Origin of the sequence: Streptomyces sp. NPDC048288 (genome assembly GCF_043201555.1) — a bacterium.
Lineage (GTDB): Bacteria > Actinomycetota > Actinomycetes > Streptomycetales > Streptomycetaceae > Streptomyces.
On sequence record NZ_JBICZD010000010.1, the window covers coordinates 314,774 to 332,172 of the forward strand.

17 protein-coding genes are annotated in these 17,399 nt (G+C 73.6%); 6 read left to right on the plus strand and 11 right to left on the minus strand.

The window, feature by feature from the left end; translation table 11 throughout:
- Positions 1-37: 37 nt before the first annotated feature.
- Positions 38-427 carry a cold shock domain-containing protein gene (locus ACGFZS_RS33675; RefSeq protein WP_355711605.1) on the minus strand — a complete coding sequence of 130 codons (390 nt, stop codon included), beginning with the start codon at positions 425-427 and terminating at the stop codon, positions 38-40.
- Positions 428-638: 211 nt separating this feature from the next.
- On the opposite strand from ACGFZS_RS33675, the gene ACGFZS_RS33680 reads away from it, so the two are divergent.
- Positions 639-1,439, plus strand: coding sequence for an SAM-dependent methyltransferase (locus ACGFZS_RS33680; protein WP_393658021.1), 801 nt, complete (start codon positions 639-641; stop codon positions 1,437-1,439).
- Between the two features lie 14 nt (positions 1,440-1,453).
- On the opposite strand, the gene ACGFZS_RS33685 is transcribed toward ACGFZS_RS33680, so the two are convergent.
- From ACGFZS_RS33685 to ACGFZS_RS33700, 4 genes are all read right to left on the minus strand, one after another.
- Complete coding sequence (locus ACGFZS_RS33685; protein ID WP_393798257.1) at positions 1,454-2,707, minus strand: hypothetical protein; 1,254 nt, start codon at positions 2,705-2,707, stop codon at positions 1,454-1,456.
- Entirely contained in the window at positions 2,704-3,852 is a 1,149-nt protein-coding gene (locus tag ACGFZS_RS33690; RefSeq protein WP_393798258.1) for a dolichyl-phosphate beta-glucosyltransferase, read from the minus strand. The genes ACGFZS_RS33685 and ACGFZS_RS33690 overlap by 4 nt, the downstream gene beginning before the upstream one ends.
- 83 nt (positions 3,853-3,935) lie before the next feature.
- Positions 3,936-4,493 (minus strand): hypothetical protein, encoded by a 558-nt coding sequence (locus tag ACGFZS_RS33695; protein ID WP_393798259.1) that lies wholly within the window; start codon positions 4,491-4,493, stop codon positions 3,936-3,938.
- Positions 4,494-4,503: 10 nt separating this feature from the next.
- The gene (locus ACGFZS_RS33700) at positions 4,504-5,010 is read right to left on the minus strand and encodes a SigE family RNA polymerase sigma factor (RefSeq protein WP_393798260.1); all 507 of its coding nucleotides are present in this window, start codon (positions 5,008-5,010) and stop codon (positions 4,504-4,506) included.
- A gap of 210 nt (positions 5,011-5,220) precedes the next feature.
- Here ACGFZS_RS33700 and ACGFZS_RS33705 point away from each other — a divergent pair, with 210 nt between their 5' ends.
- From ACGFZS_RS33705 to ACGFZS_RS33715, 3 genes are all read left to right on the plus strand, one after another.
- On the plus strand, positions 5,221-6,546 hold the full coding sequence (locus ACGFZS_RS33705) for a hypothetical protein (RefSeq protein ID WP_393798261.1): 1,326 nt from the start codon (positions 5,221-5,223) through the stop codon (positions 6,544-6,546).
- Between the two features lie 77 nt (positions 6,547-6,623).
- Positions 6,624-7,865 carry an AAA family ATPase gene (locus ACGFZS_RS33710; protein ID WP_393798262.1) on the plus strand — a complete coding sequence of 414 codons (1,242 nt, stop codon included), beginning with the start codon at positions 6,624-6,626 and terminating at the stop codon, positions 7,863-7,865.
- Entirely contained in the window at positions 7,862-9,103 is a 1,242-nt protein-coding gene (locus tag ACGFZS_RS33715) for a VWA-like domain-containing protein (RefSeq protein ID WP_393798263.1), read from the plus strand. The genes ACGFZS_RS33710 and ACGFZS_RS33715 overlap by 4 nt, the downstream gene beginning before the upstream one ends.
- Positions 9,104-9,137: 34 nt before the next feature.
- Here the strand turns inward: ACGFZS_RS33715 and ACGFZS_RS33720 are convergent, their stop codons facing one another.
- On the minus strand, positions 9,138-9,821 hold the full coding sequence (locus tag ACGFZS_RS33720; RefSeq protein ID WP_393798264.1) for a transcriptional regulator: 684 nt from the start codon (positions 9,819-9,821) through the stop codon (positions 9,138-9,140).
- A gap of 110 nt (positions 9,822-9,931) precedes the next feature.
- Here ACGFZS_RS33720 and ACGFZS_RS33725 point away from each other — a divergent pair, with 110 nt between their 5' ends.
- Positions 9,932-10,900, plus strand: a complete 969-nt coding sequence (locus tag ACGFZS_RS33725; RefSeq protein ID WP_393798265.1) for a threo-3-hydroxy-L-aspartate ammonia-lyase — start codon at positions 9,932-9,934, stop codon at positions 10,898-10,900.
- A gap of 58 nt (positions 10,901-10,958) precedes the next feature.
- Here ACGFZS_RS33725 and ACGFZS_RS33730 read toward each other — a convergent pair whose 3' ends face one another.
- Complete coding sequence (locus ACGFZS_RS33730; RefSeq protein WP_393798266.1) at positions 10,959-12,398, minus strand: DHA2 family efflux MFS transporter permease subunit; 1,440 nt, start codon at positions 12,396-12,398, stop codon at positions 10,959-10,961.
- Positions 12,399-12,451: 53 nt separating this feature from the next.
- Positions 12,452-12,865 (minus strand): DUF3291 domain-containing protein, encoded by a 414-nt coding sequence (locus ACGFZS_RS33735; protein WP_393798267.1) that lies wholly within the window; start codon positions 12,863-12,865, stop codon positions 12,452-12,454.
- A 137-nt stretch (positions 12,866-13,002) separates the two neighbouring features.
- Between ACGFZS_RS33735 and ACGFZS_RS33740 the strand changes: the two genes are divergently transcribed.
- A complete protein-coding gene (locus tag ACGFZS_RS33740; protein ID WP_393798268.1) occupies positions 13,003-13,620 on the plus strand; it encodes a MerR family transcriptional regulator in 618 nt (205 codons plus the stop codon).
- Here the strand turns inward: ACGFZS_RS33740 and ACGFZS_RS33745 are convergent.
- From ACGFZS_RS33745 to ACGFZS_RS33755, 3 genes are read right to left on the minus strand one after another with little or no spacing between them, the layout of a single operon-like run.
- On the minus strand, positions 13,617-14,906 hold the full coding sequence (locus ACGFZS_RS33745; protein WP_393798269.1) for an NAD(P)/FAD-dependent oxidoreductase: 1,290 nt from the start codon (positions 14,904-14,906) through the stop codon (positions 13,617-13,619). The two genes, ACGFZS_RS33740 and ACGFZS_RS33745, sit on opposite strands and share 4 nt — an antisense overlap.
- Before the next feature lie 16 nt (positions 14,907-14,922).
- Complete coding sequence (locus tag ACGFZS_RS33750) at positions 14,923-15,618, minus strand: 4'-phosphopantetheinyl transferase family protein (protein WP_393798270.1); 696 nt, start codon at positions 15,616-15,618, stop codon at positions 14,923-14,925.
- A 1-nt stretch (position 15,619) separates the two neighbouring features.
- Positions 15,620-17,386 (minus strand): acyl-CoA dehydrogenase family protein, encoded by a 1,767-nt coding sequence (locus ACGFZS_RS33755; RefSeq protein WP_393798271.1) that lies wholly within the window; start codon positions 17,384-17,386, stop codon positions 15,620-15,622.
- Positions 17,387-17,399 lie beyond the last annotated feature (13 nt).

Genomic DNA, 17,399 nt, shown 5'->3' on the forward strand with positions numbered 1-17,399 from the left:
CCCGACGCCCGTACGCCCGCGCTGTGTTGTGGGCGGGTCAGCCCTCGATCCAGCCGTGGTTCTTCGCGAACTGGGCCAGCGCGCCCCGGACCCGCACGATCTCCTCGGCGGTGAGCGTGGGCGCCGACGCCAGCAGCGTCTCGGTGACCTCGCGGGTGAACTCCTCCGCGCTGAGCAGGTCGCACAGCGAGTCGTCGTCCGGGCCGAGCGTCCTGACGTCGGCGCCGCGGGCGAGCCGCACGCCGGACGCCTTCGGCCCGCGCTCACCGGCCTCGATCTCGAACTCCACCGCCACACCGGGGCGGACGTACGACTCCGACATCTGCATGTCGTTCACATGCAGGAAGACGTCCTCCCCGCCCCCGTCCGGAGCGATGAACCCGTACCCGCGCGAGCTGTCGAACCGCACCACACGACCAGTGACCATGCGAAACCCCCAACCAAACCAAACCGGGCCACCTGCCCGGGCACCTGGGCCCGATGGTAGTCAAGACGGCCCGGGTCGGGCGACTCCCCCCACCGCCGGCGACTCGCGCGGCAGGGGAACTCGGTGCGCGGGCACTGAAGTTGATGTGTAAAGCTGTCGCCAGCCGTCGGTGGGCCAAGGGGAGCCGGGGCGGTCGTTGAGAGGAGCGCACGTGACGCAGGACGGCATCGGGTCCGTGGAGATCGACACCAGCAAGCCGCATCCGGCCCGGATCTACGACTACCTGCTGGGCGGCAAGGACAACTACGAGGTGGACCGCAAGGCCGGCGACCAGCTCGCGTCCGTCGCGCCCGAGGTCTGGATCTCCGTACGGGCCAACCGCGGCTTCCTGCAGCGGGCGGTCCGGCATGTCATCCAGAGCGGCGTCCATCAGATCCTCGACGTCGGCACCGGGCTGCCCACCTCGCCGAACGTGCACGAGATCGCCCAGGAGCTGGCCGCCGACGTCCGCGTCGCCTACGTCGACAACGACCCGATCGTGAAGGCCCACGGCGACGCGCTGCTCAGCCGGGCCGGCACCACCAGCATCGTCCTCGCCGACCTGCGCGACCCGCAGTCCGTCGTGGACCACCCCGAGGTCCGCCGGATCATCGACTTCGGGCAGCCGGTGGCCCTGTTCCTGGTCGCCATCCTGCACTTCGTCCGGGACGAGGAGGAGCCCGAGCGGATCGTGGCCACCCTGCGCGACGCCCTCCCTCCGGGCAGCTTCCTGGTGCTCTCGCACGCCACGGACGACTTCGCCGACGACCGCAGCGACGCCCAGGCCGTCTACAACAACGCGACCGCGACGATGAACCTGCGCCCCCGCGCCCGGATCGAGGGGTTCTTCGAAGGGTTCGAGCTGGTCGAACCCGGCCTGACCCAGGTCCCGTTCTGGCGTCCGGACGCCACCCCGCCGGAGGGGTCCGAGCAGATCGGCTTCTACGGCGGCGTGGCGGTCAAGAAGGGCTGAGCCGGCGCCGGCCGCTAGGGCACTCCGAGCTCGAACAGGGCGTAGCCCGCGTACGAGCCGGAGGCCAGCGCGGCCAGGCCCAGCACAAGGCACAGACAGGGCAGGCTGATCCGGCGCAGCGCCACCGCGAGCGGCACGAACAGCGGGAAGGCGGGCAGCAGATAGCGCGAGACGTTCGCGAAGTACTGCTGGCTGCCCAGCACCAGGGCCAGGGTGAGCACCGTGTGGACGACCAGCACCGCCGGCGGCCGCAGCCGGAACAGCAGCGGCAGCAGCGCGAGGTCCAGCAGGACGACACCGACCCCGATGACGTCCGCGAAGGGGAGCGCGAAGAGATACGAGAAGTGGCCCACGGGGACGGACGTCAGGACGTCCAGGGTCTGCCTGCCGTAGTCGAACTCGTGCCCCCACGCACCTGATTGCAGCCTGAAGTAGCCGCCGTAGTCGCCTATACGGTGGCCCACCCAGCCCAGGTAGCCGAGCAGGCCCAACGGAGCCACGAGCAGGGCGGTCAGCGGACGGGCGACGCCGTCCTCGCGGCGGCGCAGCGCGAGCAGCGCGGCCAGCGCGAGCGCGGCGATCAGCGCGACCGCGGTGGGCCGGTTGAGACCGGCGGCGAAGGTCAGGACGCCGGCGGTGAGCCAGCGGCGGGTCAGTACGGCGTACAGGGCCCAGGCGGCCAGCGCCACGTACAGCGAGTCCGAGTACACCGCCCACTCCACGCCGGAGCCGGGCCACACGGCCCACAGCCCGGCCGCCGCCAGCCCCGCCCGCTCACCTCCGAACCATGCGGCGACCGCGAAGATCCCCAGCGCCGCCGCGAACGAGGCCACCACCGACACCAGCAGCCCGGCACCGAACGGGCCGAGCCCCGTGACCTCCATCGCCACCCGCATCAGCGCCGGGTAGAGCGGGAAGAACGCCGCCGAGTTGCCCTGCAGGGTGATCAGGCCGGTGGCGCCGGGGACCGGGACCAGCGCGGGGTGGTAGCCGTGCAGGGCGATCTGCTGGTACCACCAGCCGTCCCACGTGCCCAGCACGTCCCAGACGTGCGCGCCGCCGCCGAAGCGCGGATGCTTCCTGCGGAAGTCGCCGGCCGAGTCCAGCAGATACATGAACGAGCCGAAGCCGATGAGCTTCAGGGCGCCGTACATCGCGAGCGCCGGGCCGTAGCGGCGGATGCGCTCCCGGAAGCCGGGCACTTCCGGAACCCCGGGAGCGGGTGTCGCGGGCAGTGCCGGGAGCGGGGTGTCCACGGGAGTCGTCATGGGGCCGTGCGCTCCGTCCGGTTCCGCCCGGACGCCGACCGGCCCAGGACGAGGGACAGGACGAAGGGCAGGGCGAGGGGGAGGACGAGGGACAGGTGGACGGCGGCGAGCACGGCGAGTTCGGCGCGGTGTGCGGCGGTGGGCACCGCGTGCCGCAGGGCGGCGAGCGCCCCGGCGGTGAGGGCCAGCCGGGCGGCCAGGGCGGGCGGCGGGAGTAGGCCGAACACCGTCTGCCCGGCGACCCAACAGGCCAGCAGCGCGAGGGCGTTGACCATCTGCGCGCCGGCGGCCGGGCGCAGTGCCGCGTAGAGGAGGAGGTGGGTGAGCGCGATGAGGGCCGCCGGTGCCAGGGACGGCCGTCCCCGGCGGGGCAGCGCGCCACGGGCCAGCTCGCGTCCCAGCCGTGCGATGCCGCGCAGGTCGGCGAGGGCCGTGGACAGCAGCGCGACCCGGCTGTCCGGGTCGTCCACCCAGTCGACCGGCACCTCGTGGATCCGCAGCCCGGCCCGCTCCGCGACCACCAGCAGCTCGGTGTCGAAGAACCACGCGGAGTCCCTTACCAGCGGCAGGAGTTGCTCCGCCGCCTCCCGTCGTACGGCCTTGAACCCGCACTGCGCGTCCGAGAACCCCACGGACAGGGTGCAGCGCAGCAGGACGTTGTAGCAGCGGGAGATCACCTCCCGCCGGGGACCGCGCACCACCCGGGAGCCGGGCGCCAGCCGGGTGCCGACGGCGAGGTCGGAGTGGCCGGAGAGCAGCGGGGCGACGAGCGGCAGCAGCGCCGTGAGCCCGGTCGACAGATCCACGTCGAGATAGGCGACGACCGGCGCCGACGAGCCCGACCAGGCGGCCCGCAGCGCCCGGCCGCGCCCCTTCTCGGCCAGCCGTATGAACGCCACCTCGGGCAGTTCGGCCGCGAGCCGCGCCGCGATCTCCGGGGTGGTGTCGGTGCTGGCGTTGTCGGCGATGGTGATCCGGAACGGGTACGGGAACGTCTCCCGCAGATGGGCGTGGAGCCGGCGCACGCTCGGCGCCAGGTCCCGCTCCTCGTTGAACACCGGGACGGCCAGGTCGAGGACCGGCTCGTCGGGGTGCGGGAAGGGCGTCGAGGCCGCGATCGGCAGGGTGACCTGAGGGTGTTTCATGGCGTTTTTTCGCATTCGTTCTCGATGTCGGGGCATGCCGAGGGCACGCCCGGCGAAGGGGTGGGGGGACGGGGGACGGCCGGCTAGCCGTCCGAGCCGGTCGAGGCCGACGCCCCGCCCGACGGGTCGGATCCCTCGGTCGCGGGCGCCGACGGCGGTGACGTGGTGGCGGTGTCGCTCCCGGACGTGCCCCGCGTGGCGCCCTCGGTCGTAGTCGGGTCCGGGGTCGTCGTCGCGGACGGGGTCGACGAGGAGACGGTCGTGTACCCGTTGGTGGCCGACAGGGTGTCCTCCGGCGTGGACGTGTTCGTGGGCGGCGGGGCCGAGGTCGTGGCGCCCGAGGACGGTGCGCTGGGGGAGGGGCCCGGCGCCGGAGCCGTGGTCGTGCCCGGAGCGGGACTGACGGCGGGCCACGGGTGGGGCGCGCTCGGCTCGTCGCGGGCGTCCGCGTGGGGCCACAGGAAGAGGCCCAGGCCGAGCCCCGCGACCGCGAGGACACCGCCGGCCGCCCGCCGGGCCGCCCGGGCGCGGCGCCGCGCCCGCACCCCGGCCCGCAGCCGGTCCCGGTGCCGGGGCTGGAACGCCGTCGTCTCCCGGTCGTCCGTCATCAGCCGCGTCAACTGCCGTTCGAAGTGATCCATGACCTCCCCCTCAGCCGACCGGCTCGATGACGTCCGACAGCAGCTCCCGCAGCCGGGCCACCCCGCGCGCCGCGTGCGACCGGGCGGTGCCCACCGGGCACCCCAGCACCTCGGCGACCTGCCGGTCCGGCAGGTCCTGGTAGTAGCGCAGGACGACCGCGGCCCGCTGACGCGGGGTCAGCAACGCCAGCGCGGCCTCCAGCCGGGACCGCTCGGCGACGAGCGCCGACATGTCACCGGCCGCCGCGACCTCGGGCAGCTCCTCGACGGGGCGCTCGCCCCACCACCGCCGCCGCGCCGAGCGCGCCGCCGCCCGGGCCAGCACCTTGCGGACGTACGCCTCCGGCGCCTCCTCGGCGATCTTCGGCCAGACGAACCACAACCTGACCAAGGACTCCTGCAACAGATCCTCGGCCCGATGCCGATCGCCACCGGTGAGCAGACGGGCCAGATGGAACAACCCCGACCAGCGGGCCGCCACGAACTCGTCGTACTCACCGGCCCGAGCCTGCTCCATTCCCACGGTCCCCGCTCTCCCCGGCTGCCTACACCTGGGAAAAGGCCCTGGAGCCCGCGGAACGCTGCACTCGATCAGGGTGATCCGCGTCACGCGCGGGCAGGGGCCGTAATTGGCTCGCCGACGGGGGAGGGGACGTCGTACGCTCCCCGTGATGACCACTCACTCTGTTCACAGAATGGGGGTCCCGTCCGCGCAAGGTGAGTGCTGATGGCCACTCATCCCGCGCACGGGGACACCCGTCTCTCCCTCTGGCGGCGTGTACGCGAGTTCGCCGTACCGCCCGCCATGATCGATACCGCGACCGCCCGCCGGACCACCGGGGACTGGGCGGGCGCCTGTGCCGCCGCCGGCTTCGACGTCGATCTCGACCTGCGCCTCCTGGCCCGCGCTGGGGGCCGGGACGTGGTGCGGCGGATCCGGGCCGACCTGCGGGGGCTCGCTCCCGACCTGCTGCGCTGGCACCTGCCGAGGGTCGCCCCCGACGGACTGCTGCGGCCCGGGCTGACCGTCGCGCTCGCCCGCCACGACGTCGGCGACAGCTCCCTGTGGCTCGTCGCCCGGACCCCGCCGGCCTGGGCGGACGCCGGACAGCGGATCAGCCTGGCGCTCTGGGACGGCACACCGGGCGAGCCCGCCGCCCGGGGACATCCGCACCCGCGGCCCAGCCGGCGGTTCCGCTTCGACCTGCACCGCCACCTCTGGCACGCGGGCGCCGCCGGCGACCTGCGGACCCGCTCCGGCGCCGACCGACTGCCCGACGGCGAACCGTCGCCGTGCGCCACCGGCCGCTGGGCGGACGAGGCCCGGATCGTGCTGCGCGCCGAAGGACGGAACAGCGGAGGCGTCGTCGTACGCCTGGGCGGCCGGCAGCGGCTCGCCCTGCACGTCGCGGCCGACGGAACGACGACCACCGGCACCGGCGGAAAGGACACCGGCGCGCTGCCCGTGCTGCCCGACGCGGCGACCTGGATCCTCCCCGATCTGGAACTGCTGCGCGCCGGACTGATCGACGCCGACCGGCTGCACCCGCTGGTCGCCCCCGCACTCGTCCCCGGTCACGTACCGGCCGCCCGCGACCGGAGCCCGGACCCGGCCGGGCAGGCCCGCCTCGTGGAGTGCCGGGGCGCCCGGCACCGGATCGGCCTGGTCGACGGGGTGCTGTCCCCGCTGGACCACTCCCCGGACGAACTGCGGCGCGAGGAACTGCTGATGGCGTTCGGCGGCCCGCCGCTGCCCTGCCTGCGGGTCATCGACGCGGCACACCGCCGCCCGGACTGCCTCACCGGCGTCCGCGAACGCCTCGACCACGGGGACATCGCCGGCGCGCTCGCCGTCGTGGAGGGACTGCTGGGCCCCGAAGCCGTCCTGCGCGACGGCCCGTTGAAGGACGAACTGGAGTCGGCCGCGCGCCGGCGCGTCGACTACGGCCTCTACCGGGCGGGCCTCGCCGGATCCCGCGACGCACCCGTCCGCACCCGGCACCGCGAGCGCCACGACCCCCGCCTGGGCCCACGCCCCGCCGGCCGGCGCTGAACCACACCCCAAGGCTTTCTCGCACCCCCTTGCCCTCTCACGCCCCTTTGCCTCCTCACGCTCCAAGGTGATCAGACATGCCCACCCAGATGACTGACCAACTGGCCGTCGCGGACTCCCTGTTGACCCTGCTCGGCGACTCCGCCACCGAACCCCGCACCGACATCCAGCTGGAGGCGCTCACCCTCGCCGTCGCCGCCGACCTGCCCGTCCTGCTGTGGGGCGAGCCCGGCATCGGCAAGACCGCGGCCCTCACCCAGCTGTCCGAGACCCTCCAACTGCCGCTGACCACCGTGATCGCCAGCGTGCACGAGCCGTCCGACTTCTCCGGGCTGCCCGTCGTGGGGGACGACCCCGCCGTCCAGGGCGTCCCGATGGCCCCGCCGGACTGGGCGATCCGGCTGGTGAAGGCCGGCCGGGGCCTGCTGTTCCTCGACGAACTGTCCACCGCGCCACCGGCCGTCCAGGCCGCCCTCCTCCGGCTGGTCCTGGAGCGGCGCGTCGGCGCCCTGCGACTGCCGCCCGGCGTACGGATCGTGGCCGCCGCCAACCCGCGTTCCTCCGCGGCCGACGGCTGGGAACTGAGCCCGCCGCTGGCCAACCGTTTCGTGCACCTGCAGTGGGCCCACGACCACGAGGTCGTCGTACGCGGCCTCGGCGGCACCTGGCCCCGGGCCGTCCTGCCCCGGCTCGACCCCGAACGGCTGCCCGCCGCCGTGGACTTCGCGCGCCGCGCGGTGTGCGGCCTGCTCGCCACCCGCCCCACCCTCGTGCACCGCCTGCCGAGCGGCGAGGTCCGCCGGGGCGGCGCCTGGCCGTCGCCCCGCAGCTGGGACATGACCCTGCGCCTGGTCGCCTTCGCGCACGCCGCCGGATCCTCCCGGGACGTGCTCTCCCTGCTGGTCAGGGGCACGGTCGGGGACGGCCCGGGGCTCGAACTCCTGGCGAGCGTCGACCGGTTGGAACTCCCCGACCCCGAGACCCTGCTCGCCGACCCCGGCGCCGCCGAGCTGCCCGAGCGCGGCGACCTGCGCCAGGCCGTCCTCGACGGTGTGGTCGCCGCGGTCCGCGAACGGCCGGACCGGGCCCGCTGGGAGGCGGCCTGGGCGGTACTGGTCCGCGCGCTGGACACCGGAGCCCCCGACCTGGTGGTCGTCCCCGCCACCACCCTGGCCGCGCTCCGCCGCGACGACTGGGACGTCCCGGCCGAGATCGAGCGGCTGGCCGGGGCAGTGTCCGTGTCCCGGCGCGCCGACCGGGCCGCCGACCGGGTCACGGGCCGGGCCGCCGGGCGGGTCACGGCGAAGGCGGGCCGATGACCGCGGACCCGACCGGGGCACTGGACCTCGACAAGCTTTATGCCGCCCGGCTGCAGGCCGCCCGGGCCCGCCCCTACCTGGCGACGGCCCTGTTCGCCCTGCATGTCGTGGAGTCGCGCCAGGTGCCGACCATGGCCGTCGACACCCACTGGCGGTGCTATGTCTCGCCCGGGTTCGTCGACCTGATGCCGGAGGAGGACCTGGCCGGGGTGTGGGTGCACGAGGTGTCGCACCTGCTGCGCGAGCACCACGCGCGCAGCGACCGGGTCGCCCGGGAACGCGGCCTGACCGGCGCCGGCGAACGGCTCCGGATGAACATCGCGGCGGACCTGGAGATCAACGACGACGCCTACGGCGACGGACTCGTCCAGCCCCGGGGCGCCGTCCGGCCGTACATGCTGCGGCTGACCGAGGGGCAGCTGATGGAGGACTACCTGCGCGAGTTCCGGCTCGGACCGCTGACCCGGGACATCTCCTGGCTGGACTGCGGCAGCGGCGCCGACGGCCGGACCCGGGAGTGGGACCTGGGGCCCGACGGCGCGCACGGCCTGAGCGACCAGGAACGCGACGGGGTCCGGTTCCGGGTGGCACAGGCCATCACCGGCCGCCCGGGCAGCGCCCCGCAGGGCTGGCGGCGCTGGGCGGAGGAGGTCTTCCACCCGCCCCAGCCCTGGCGGGAGCTGCTGGGCGCCGCCGTCCGCTCGGCGACCTCCGCCGCGGGCGCCGGCGACGACTACAGCTACGGCCGCCCCTCGCGCCGCTCGGCCGGCCTGCCCGGGGTGGTCCTGCCCAGCCTGCGCCGCCGCCCGCCCCGGGTCGCCGTCGTCATCGACACCTCCGGCTCGGTCAGCGACGCCGAACTGGGCGGCGCCCTGCTGGAGGTGGCCGCCATCGCCCGCGCCGTCGGCGGCCGTCGCGACCTGGTCAGCGTGGTGTCCTGCGACGCGGCCGCCCGGACCGCGCATCCGCTGTGCCGCGCGGAGGGGATCCCCCTGGTGGGCGGCGGCGGTACCGACCTGCGCGCGGGCTTCGCCAGAGCGCTGCGCGGGCGGCCGGCACCGGACGTGGTGGTGGCCCTCACCGACGGGCAGACCCCCTGGCCCGAGGCCCAGCCGCCGTGCCGGACGGTGGTCGGGCTGTTTCCCCGGCCGCGCACCGGCACGGCGTACCGCGAGTCCGACCCCGACTACGTACCGGACGCACCGCCCGCCTGGGCCCGGGTCGTCGAGATCGGGTGACGCGGTCGGCCGGATGCCCCGGGTGGCCGGGCGGTCAGTCGGTGCGGGTCGCGGACAGGTAGGTGTAGGCGGAGGCCCGGGAGATGCCGAGGCGGGCGGCGACCTGCTGGACCGCTCCGCGCACCGCGAAGACGCCCTGCCGGTCGAGGTCGCGGAAGAGCTCCAGGCGTTCGGCGCGGGTGAGCTGGGGCCAGGGCTTGTTCTGGCGGAGCTGGCGGGCGTCGACGATCGAGTCCAGTACGGCCGTGATGTCGTCGCCGAAGGTCGTGGTGGGCGCCGTCTCGGGCACGGCGGTGACTCCGGCGAGGCCGCCGAGCAGGGTGTGCGCCTGGCTCACCGCCGTGACGTCCAGGTTGACGCACAGCGCCCCGAACGCCGTACCGGCCGAGTCGCGCAGCACCATCGTGGAGGACTTGACCAGCTTTCCGTCCCGGGTGCGGGTGAGGTAGTTCAGCTCGTCGGCCGCCTCGTCCCCGGCCGCCAGCAGCTTCATGCCGATCTCGCTCATCGACCCGCCGACCCCGCGGCCGGTGACCGACCCGGCGAGGGCGACCACCGACCGCTCCGGGCGCCGGAAGTCGTGTATCACGACCTCGCAGAAGGAGCCGAGGGTCGCGACGATGCCGTCGACGACCGGGGTCAGCGCCGCGATGATCGCGTCCTGCTCGGCGCGCGCGGTGGCCCCGCCGCCCGCCGCCGCTGCCGGTCCGTGTGCCATGGATACCCCCGCCAGGGTCGGGTCTGGACTTCCTGTCCAGATGATAGACAATAATTCCAGACGACCTACGCCCATCCGGTGCCCGCCGGCGCCCGGAACGGAGGACGAAGATGACCGACACCCCGCCCGTGACCCTCCAGGACGTGCGCGACGCGGCCGCGCGGATCGAGGGAGTGGCCCACCGCACCCCCGTGCTGCGGTCGCGCACCCTGGACGAGCTGGTCGGTGCCGAGGTCTTCCTGAAGTGCGAGAACCTGCAGCGCATCGGCGCGTTCAAGTTCCGGGGCGCCTACAACGCCGCGTCCCGGCTCTCCGCCGCGCAGCTGGCCAAGGGGATCGCCGCCTACTCCTCGGGCAACCACGCCCAGGCCGTCGCCCTCGCCGCCCGCGAACTCGGCACCACCGCCGTCATCGTGATGCCCGAGGACACCCCGCGCGCCAAGCTGGAGGCGACCGCCGGCTACGGCGCGGAGATCGTGACGTACGACCGCTACACCGGCGACCGGGTCGCGATCGGCGAGGCCCTCGCCGCCGACCGCGGGCTCGCGCTCATCCCGCCGTACGAGCACCCGCACGTCATCGCAGGACAGGGCACGGCCGCCCTCGAACTCATCGAGGAGGTCGGTGAGTTGGACGCCCTGGTGGTGCCCGTCGGGGGCGGCGGGCTGATCGCGGGCAGCGCCACCGCCGCCAAGGGGCTGCTGCCCGGGATCCGGGTGGTCGGGGTGGAGCCGGAGGCCGGCGACGACACCCGGCGGTCGCTGGCGGCGGGACACCGGGTGTCGATCCCGGTGCCGAGGACCATCGCCGACGGCCAGGCGGCCGACATCCCCGGCGAGCTGACCTTCTCCGTCAACCGGCGCCTGGTGGACGACATCTCGCTGGTGAGCGACGACCAGATCCGGGACGCGATGCGGTTCGCCTTCGAACGCCTGAAGACCGTCGTGGAGCCGAGCGGCGCCAGCGGCCTGGCCGCGCTGCTCGCCCGCCGGGTGACGCCGCTGCCGCGCCGGATCGGGGTCGTGCTGTCCGGCGGCAACGTGGGCGCGGAGCGGTTCGCCGAGATCATCGCGGGCTGAGCGGACGCAGGAAAGGGCGGAGGCGCCCCGGCCGGGTGCCTCCGCCCTTCGCGACGGCTCAGGCCTGCTCGTCCACCGGTCGCGGACGGCGCGGGATGCCCAGGGCGCACAGGGCGCCGAAGAAGACCACCGCGACCCCGACCCACACGGCGGGGTGCAGCCCGTCGACGAACTGCTGCGGGCCCTCGGTGCTGCCGTAGGTCACGAACACCGTGCTCAGGACGGCGATCCCGAGCGCGCCGCCGATCTCCCGGACGGTGGTGTTGGCGCCGGACGCCTTGCCCGCGTGCTCCTTGGCCACCGAGCCGAGGACCACCGCGGCCGTCGGCGCGAACACGAAGCCCATGCCGATGCCGGCCACGATCATCGGGCCGACCAGCGAGGGGTACGCGGTGTCGGTGCCGGCGACCAGGTTGATCCAGCCGAGGCCGACGCCCTGCAGGAAGAGGCCGAGGGCCATCAGCCGGCCGCCGCCGACCTTGTCCGTGATCAGACCGGCCACCGGGGCCACGAACATCGGCATCAGCGTCCAGGCGAGGGTGCGGACACCGGCCTCCAGCGGGGAGCGCGGGGGGACGATCTGGAGGTACTGGGCGAGCAGGAACAGGGAGCCGAAGACGCCGAAGTACATGGTCGCCGACACGATGTTGGTGAGCGTGAAGGCCCGCACCCGGTAGAAGGAGAGCGGCAGCATCGGTTCGTCGGTGCGGGCCTCCCAGAGCACGAAGGCGGCCAGCAGGACCGCGCCGCCCCCGAACGCCCCCAGCACCTTGGCCGAGGTCCAGCCGTCGGGCTCGCCGTGCACGATCGCCCAGACCACCGCGCACAGCCCGGCCGCCGCCAGCACCATGCCGACCAGGTCGAGGCGGACGCCCGGCAGGGTGCTCTCGCGCAGCGCGAACAGCACCAGCGGTATCGCGATCACGCACACCGGCACGTTGATCCAGAAGATCCAGCGCCAGTCCAGACCGTCGACGACCGCCCCGCCGACGACCGGGCCCATGGCCACGGCGAGTCCGCTGACCCCGGACCAGACGCCCAGCGCCAGTCCGCGCAGCTTCTCCGGCACCGCCTGCGAGAGCAGGGTCAGCGACAGCGGCATCACGGCCGCCGCGCCGAAGCCCTGGACCGCCCGGAAGGTGATCAACTGGGCGCTGGTGTCGGACAGTCCGCAGCCGATGGAGGCCAGCGTGAACACGGCGATGCCGACGACGAAGACCGCGCGGCGGCCGAACCGGTCACCGAGCGCGGCGCCGGTCATGAGCAGGCAGGCGAAGCTCAGCACGTAGGCGTTGACGAACCACTGGAGTTCCTGGGTGTTCGCCTGCAGGTCGACGGCGAGGGTGTGCAGGGCCGTCGACACGACGAGGTTGTCCAGCGCGACCATGAACATGGGCACGCTGCACGCGACGATCGCGAGCCACAGCGGCACCCGGCGCCCCTCGGCGGCGGGGGCGGCCGGCTCCTGGAGGACCGGGCTCTCTTCGGACAGGGTCATGGCGGGGAGGCTCCTAGCTCCTAGCGAAGGGGCTCGTGGGGGGCGGGGGCGGGTCAGCTGTCGGTGTCGGCGTCGGAGCGTTCCTGCTCGGCGAGCCGGCGCCGGGCGTCGGTCCAGTCGATGGGCAGTCCGGCCGCCGGGACCTGCCAGAACGTGAAGACCGAGCCCTTCATGGTGGGGCGCAGCCCGGTCATGACCGACTTGTGCGGCTCGGTCCTCGCGTACCGGTAGAGGGCGTCCTTGTCCTCCCAGGCGGACAGCGTCCAGAAGGTGCGCTTCAGGGGCTCGGCGATCAGTGACGCGCCGTACGCGCCGGGCGCCCCGGTGACCTGCTTCCACGCCACCAGCGACTTGGCGAAGAACCGCGGCACGTCCTTGAGGGAGCGGACCTCCAGCCGGGACGCCATCACGAACGCCTCGGCGTCGGGTGCGGGGGTGTTGACGGTGGTCCAGCGCAGGGTGGGCATGGCGCGGCCTTCTCCCGTGGGAAGAAATTGGATACCTCTACTATCCATGTTAGACAGTAGAGGTATCCAATTTCCAGTGCCGAGGTGTCGTCCGGGGGAACGGAGCCGATACCGACGCGAGAGCGGAGCCGAACCCGATGCGCATGTCCGAGCTGAGCCGCCGCAGCGGCGTCTCCGTCACCACGATCAAGTACTACCTGCGCGAGGGCCTGCTCCCGACGGGCCGTCAGACCGCCGCCACCCAGGCCGAGTACGACGAACAGCACCTGCGGCGGCTCCGGCTGATCCGCGCCCTGACCGGCGTCCGCGGCCTCTCGGTGAGCGCCACCCGCGAGGTGCTGGACGCGCTCGGCGAGCACGACGGCGACACCCACCGCCTTCTCGGACTCGCCCTCGGCACCATCCGGCTCCCCGCCGAGCAGGCCGCGGACGCCCCCGAGACCGCCGAGGTCGACGCACTGGTCAAGGAGCTGGGCTGGAACGTGCACCGGCAGGCCCCCGCCCGCGCCACCCTCGCCGAGACGATCACCTCGCTCCGCTCGCTCGGCGTCCCGCTGGACGGGCACACCCTGCTGCCCTACGCCCGCCTCGCCGAACGCACCGCGGTCCTCGACCTCGACCAACTCGACGACCTCGACGACCCGTTGGAGGCCGCCGAACGCGCCCTCCTGCTGACCGTCCTCCTGGAGCCCGCCCTGATGGCCCTGCGCCGCATGGCCCAGGAGAACGAGTCGGCCCGCCGGCACCCGGCCTAGGCGCCGAGTTCCCGCAGCAGCTGGGCCGCCGCCTCCTTCCCGGAGGAGAACGCGGCCTCGTGGGAGCCGATCTGGTCCCAGTACTGCTGCTTGGAGTGGAAGTAGGAGCCGCACAGCTTCACCCGCGGGCCCTCGTTGACCTGGTAGATGGTCTGCTGGGCGGCGCGCATCGCCATGTCGAGAACCGGGTGCTCGTAGTCGAACCGCCGGATGACGGCCGCCTCGTCGACCTCCAGCGGGTAGTCCAGGGTGACGAAGTAGTCGGTCGCCGACTCGAAGCCGTGCAGCTTGTTCATGTAGTACGCCACATAGGTGCGCGGCTGCCCGTCGACGGTCACCTTGCCGTAGTTCCACGCCTCCCAGCGGTCACGGTCGGCAGGCATCACCGACGGGTCGGTGTGCAGGATCACCGTGGAGGCGTTGTAGCGCAGCGGCGCCAGCAGCTCGCGCTGGGCCGGGGTCGGGTTCTCCAGCAGCGCGCGGCTCACGTCCGCGTGGGTGGCGAGCACGGCGTAGTCGAAGCGCTCCTCGCCGTGCGCGGTCCGCACCGCCACCCCGTCCGCGTCCTCGCGGACGCCGGTGACCGGCTCCGCGAGCCGCGTCTTCGGGTCGATCGCGGCGAGCACCTTGCGCACGTACGCGATCGAACCCCCCTCCACGGTCCGCCAGTCGACGCGCCGGCCGCCGAGGCCGCTCTCGTCGTGCGCCATGAAGAACGCGATCACCGTGGTGGCCGGCATCTCCCAGACCAGCTCGGCCGGCACCGACCACACCGCGCTGCACAGCAGGATGAAGTAGCCGTACCGGAACTCCTCGCTGTAGCCGTTCCGGTCGAGGTACTCGCCCATCGGCAGGTCGGTGCGCTTGCGGAAGAAGTCGTGCCGGCCCTCCTCGTGGAAGCGCCGCGCCTCCCGCCAGATGGTCTGGAAGTACTCGGGGTAGCGGGCCCGCACCTCCTCCTCCGGCAGGTCCATCTCGTCGCTGCCGTACTGCAGACCGTTGCTCAGGTCGAAGAAGTTGAACCCGCTGAGGAGTTGCTTGCTCGGCACCTCCAACTCCGCGAAGAACGCGGAGAGGTTGGGGTAGGCGGGCCGGTTGAACACGACGAACGCGGTGTCGATGCCCAGGGTGCGGCCGGCGTCCTCGACCTCCACGGAGTTGGCGTGGCCGCCGGGACGGTCCTCGCGTTCGAACAGGGTGATCTGGGCGTGCTCGCGCAGCGCGTAGGCGGCGGACAGGCCGGCCACTCCTGCGCCCACGACGGCGATGCGGGGCTTGACGGACATCGGTGCTCCTCGGTGTTCAGCGGGACAGGACGGTGGTGGTCAGGCCGTCGGGGCGGGCCCGTTCGGCGGCCACGGCCAGCACCTGGCCGGGGGCGGGGTGGATCAGGTCGAAATGCCAGTCGGAGGTGGGGCGCCGGGAGTCGAACACGGCGATCCGGGGTGCGCCGGACGGGTGGGTGAACGCGATCGTGGAGAGCTCGCGCCGCAACCCCGTGCCGAGTGCCTTGAGGTACGCCTCCTTGAGCACCCAGTACGCGGCCACCAGCGCCGCCCGCTCCTCCCGCGGCGCCCGCTCCACCTCGGCCCGCTCGGCCGGGGCGAAGAACCGGGGCAGGTGCGCGAGCGCGTCCGGACCGGCCGGAGACGCCTCGGCGTCGACCCCGCAGGCCCGGCCCGAGTCGGTCACCACACAGGCGATCAGGTCGTCGGTGTGGGTGAGGTTGAACCGCAGTCCGTCGTGGGCCGGTTCCGGTTCCGGACGCCCGTCCCCGGCCGTCCGGAACCGCCACGCGCCGGGCGGCCGGCCGGACCGCTCGGCCAGCGCGTGCCGGGCCAGCAGCCGCCCCGCGAGCCGCCGCCGCCGCAGGTCCGGCGAGAGCGCGCGCTCACAGCGCGCCCGCTCCTCACCGGAGAGCAGGGCCGTGCCGCCCATCCGCGCGATGAACGCCTCGGCGGCCCCTTCCGGCAGCAGCCACAGATACCGGTCGGCCATCTCAGCGCCGGGCCGCGGTCAGGTCGCCGCGCTCGGCGAGCGGGAACTGCCAGTACGAGAACAGCCGGTTCTCCCGGTGCAGTTGCCGCAGCACCCGCATCACCTCGTCGACCACGGCCGCGTCGGTGACCGCCTCGTGCGGCCGCAGCTGCCGCCGGATCCGCTCCAGCTGGAGCAGCAGCAGGGCACCGCTGGGCAGCGGGTCGTCCAGGGCGGCGGCCGAGTGGACGTAGGTGTGCAGACAGGCGGCCGTGGCGTGCAGCAGGCAGTACTCCTTGGCCAGGTCGAAGAGGTCCGCCGACTGGCCGAAGTCCCGGCCGAGCGCCGCCCGCAGCCGCGCGGTGCGCTCCCGCAACGAGTCGGCGTGGGCCAGGAGTTCGGCGCCCACCTCGGCGGAGCGTGCCAGCCAGCCCTGCTCGTCGCCCGCCCGCGCGAGACGGCGAAGGAGGGCGAGCGCGGCCGGCGCCGCCTGGAGCGCGTCGTCCCGGCCCCGGCTGAACAGCTCCTGGTCCCAGGGCCGGTACAGCGGCAGCTCCGCCTCGATGCCGAAGAGCACGGCTGTCCGCTCCTCGGCCTCGGCGGCCGGCCCGGCGGCGAGCAGGCCCTCCAGCTGCAGGGCGATGTTCTTCAGGTTCACCACCGTGTTGCCGTCGGCGAAGTTGGCCACCGGCAGGTCCCGCATCATCTTCTGGTGGATGGCGTAGTGCGGATGGTCACGGAGGTAGAACCGGGCCCCGAGCACGACGTTCAGCTGGGCGAACGTCCGCTCCAGCAGCGTCGGCACGAAGTACTTCACCACCGAGGACCACACGCTGGTCTGCTCGGGCACGACCTGCAGGGCCCGGACCGCGCCCAGACTGACCGCGTCCGCCACCATCAGGTCCGCGAAGCACTCCGCCAACTGCCGCCGGGAGTACGGGATGTCGCTGACGGTACGGCCGAACACCCGCCGCTGCTCGGTGAAGTCGAGCGTCACCCGCAGTCCCGTGTCGACCGCCGACAGCGCGATCCCGCTGATCAGCGCCCGTGCCGTCTGGGACGTCTTGAGCGCGATCTCCAGGCCCTGCCCCTCCCGGCCGAGCAGCGCCGAGTCGGGCACGAAGACGCGGTCCAGCCGGAAACCGCTCATGTCCAGGCCGCGCAGCCCGTGCATCCGCTCCCGCGGCAGCTCGTCCACCGCACCGGCGGGCGTACGCCGCTTGTCCAGCACGAACACGGAGTACCCGGCGGGGCCGCCGCGCGGGTCGGTACGGGCGTGGACGCTCAGCCCGTCGGCGACCCGGCCGTTGCCGATCAGCCACTTCTCGCCGGTGAGCAGATAGCCGCCCTCGGTCTTCTCGGCGGTCATCTCGTTGGCGGTGAGATCACTGCCGTGGGAGCGCTCGGACAGTCCCCAGGCGTACCGGGTGCCCTGCTGGATCGCCTCGACGAGGGTCCGCTTCTGCTCGTCGGTGCCGGCCACCCAGGCCGGCATGAAGCTGAGACTGGTGATGATGAACGCGGTGGCGGTGGTCGGGTCGCGGCGGGCGATCAACCGCATCAGGTTGAAGCCGATCTCCACGTCACCCGCCTTGCCGCCCTGGGCGCTCGGCAGGGAGTGGTCGAGCGCGCCCCAGCGCTGGAGCAGGTTGACGAACTCGTAGGGATAGTCCTCCCGTTCGTCGTACTCCAGGACTTTGGCGTACGGCATCCGGCTCGCGGGGTCGTGCGGGTCGCCCAGGTGGCGCTCCAGCCGCCGGGCCAGTTCCGTGAGGTCTTTCTTCGGCACGGGATGTCTCCGA

Bases quoted from the DNA above. Each gene is read 5' to 3' on its own strand.
- ACGFZS_RS33710 (WP_393798262.1), top strand. From the start codon at position 6,624: ATGCCCACCCAGATGACTGACCAACTGGCCGTCGCGGACTCCCTGTTG.
- ACGFZS_RS33690 (WP_393798258.1), bottom strand. From the start codon at position 3,852: ATGAAACACCCTCAGGTCACCCTGCCGATCGCGGCCTCGACGCCCTTC.
- ACGFZS_RS33725 (WP_393798265.1), top strand. From the start codon at position 9,932: ATGACCGACACCCCGCCCGTGACCCTCCAGGACGTGCGCGACGCGGCC.
- ACGFZS_RS33715 (WP_393798263.1), top strand. From the start codon at position 7,862: ATGACCGCGGACCCGACCGGGGCACTGGACCTCGACAAGCTTTATGCC.
- ACGFZS_RS33730 (WP_393798266.1), bottom strand. From the start codon at position 12,398: ATGACCCTGTCCGAAGAGAGCCCGGTCCTCCAGGAGCCGGCCGCCCCC.
- ACGFZS_RS33695 (WP_393798259.1), bottom strand. From the start codon at position 4,493: ATGGATCACTTCGAACGGCAGTTGACGCGGCTGATGACGGACGACCGG.
- ACGFZS_RS33685 (WP_393798257.1), bottom strand. From the start codon at position 2,707: ATGACGACTCCCGTGGACACCCCGCTCCCGGCACTGCCCGCGACACCC.
- ACGFZS_RS33700 (WP_393798260.1), bottom strand. From the start codon at position 5,010: ATGGAGCAGGCTCGGGCCGGTGAGTACGACGAGTTCGTGGCGGCCCGC.
- ACGFZS_RS33675 (WP_355711605.1), bottom strand. From the start codon at position 427: ATGGTCACTGGTCGTGTGGTGCGGTTCGACAGCTCGCGCGGGTACGGG.
- ACGFZS_RS33740 (WP_393798268.1), top strand. From the start codon at position 13,003: ATGCGCATGTCCGAGCTGAGCCGCCGCAGCGGCGTCTCCGTCACCACG.
- ACGFZS_RS33745 (WP_393798269.1), bottom strand. From the start codon at position 14,906: ATGTCCGTCAAGCCCCGCATCGCCGTCGTGGGCGCAGGAGTGGCCGGC.
- ACGFZS_RS33705 (WP_393798261.1), top strand. From the start codon at position 5,221: ATGGCCACTCATCCCGCGCACGGGGACACCCGTCTCTCCCTCTGGCGG.
- ACGFZS_RS33720 (WP_393798264.1), bottom strand. From the start codon at position 9,821: ATGGCACACGGACCGGCAGCGGCGGCGGGCGGCGGGGCCACCGCGCGC.
- ACGFZS_RS33750 (WP_393798270.1), bottom strand. From the start codon at position 15,618: ATGGCCGACCGGTATCTGTGGCTGCTGCCGGAAGGGGCCGCCGAGGCG.
- ACGFZS_RS33735 (WP_393798267.1), bottom strand. From the start codon at position 12,865: ATGCCCACCCTGCGCTGGACCACCGTCAACACCCCCGCACCCGACGCC.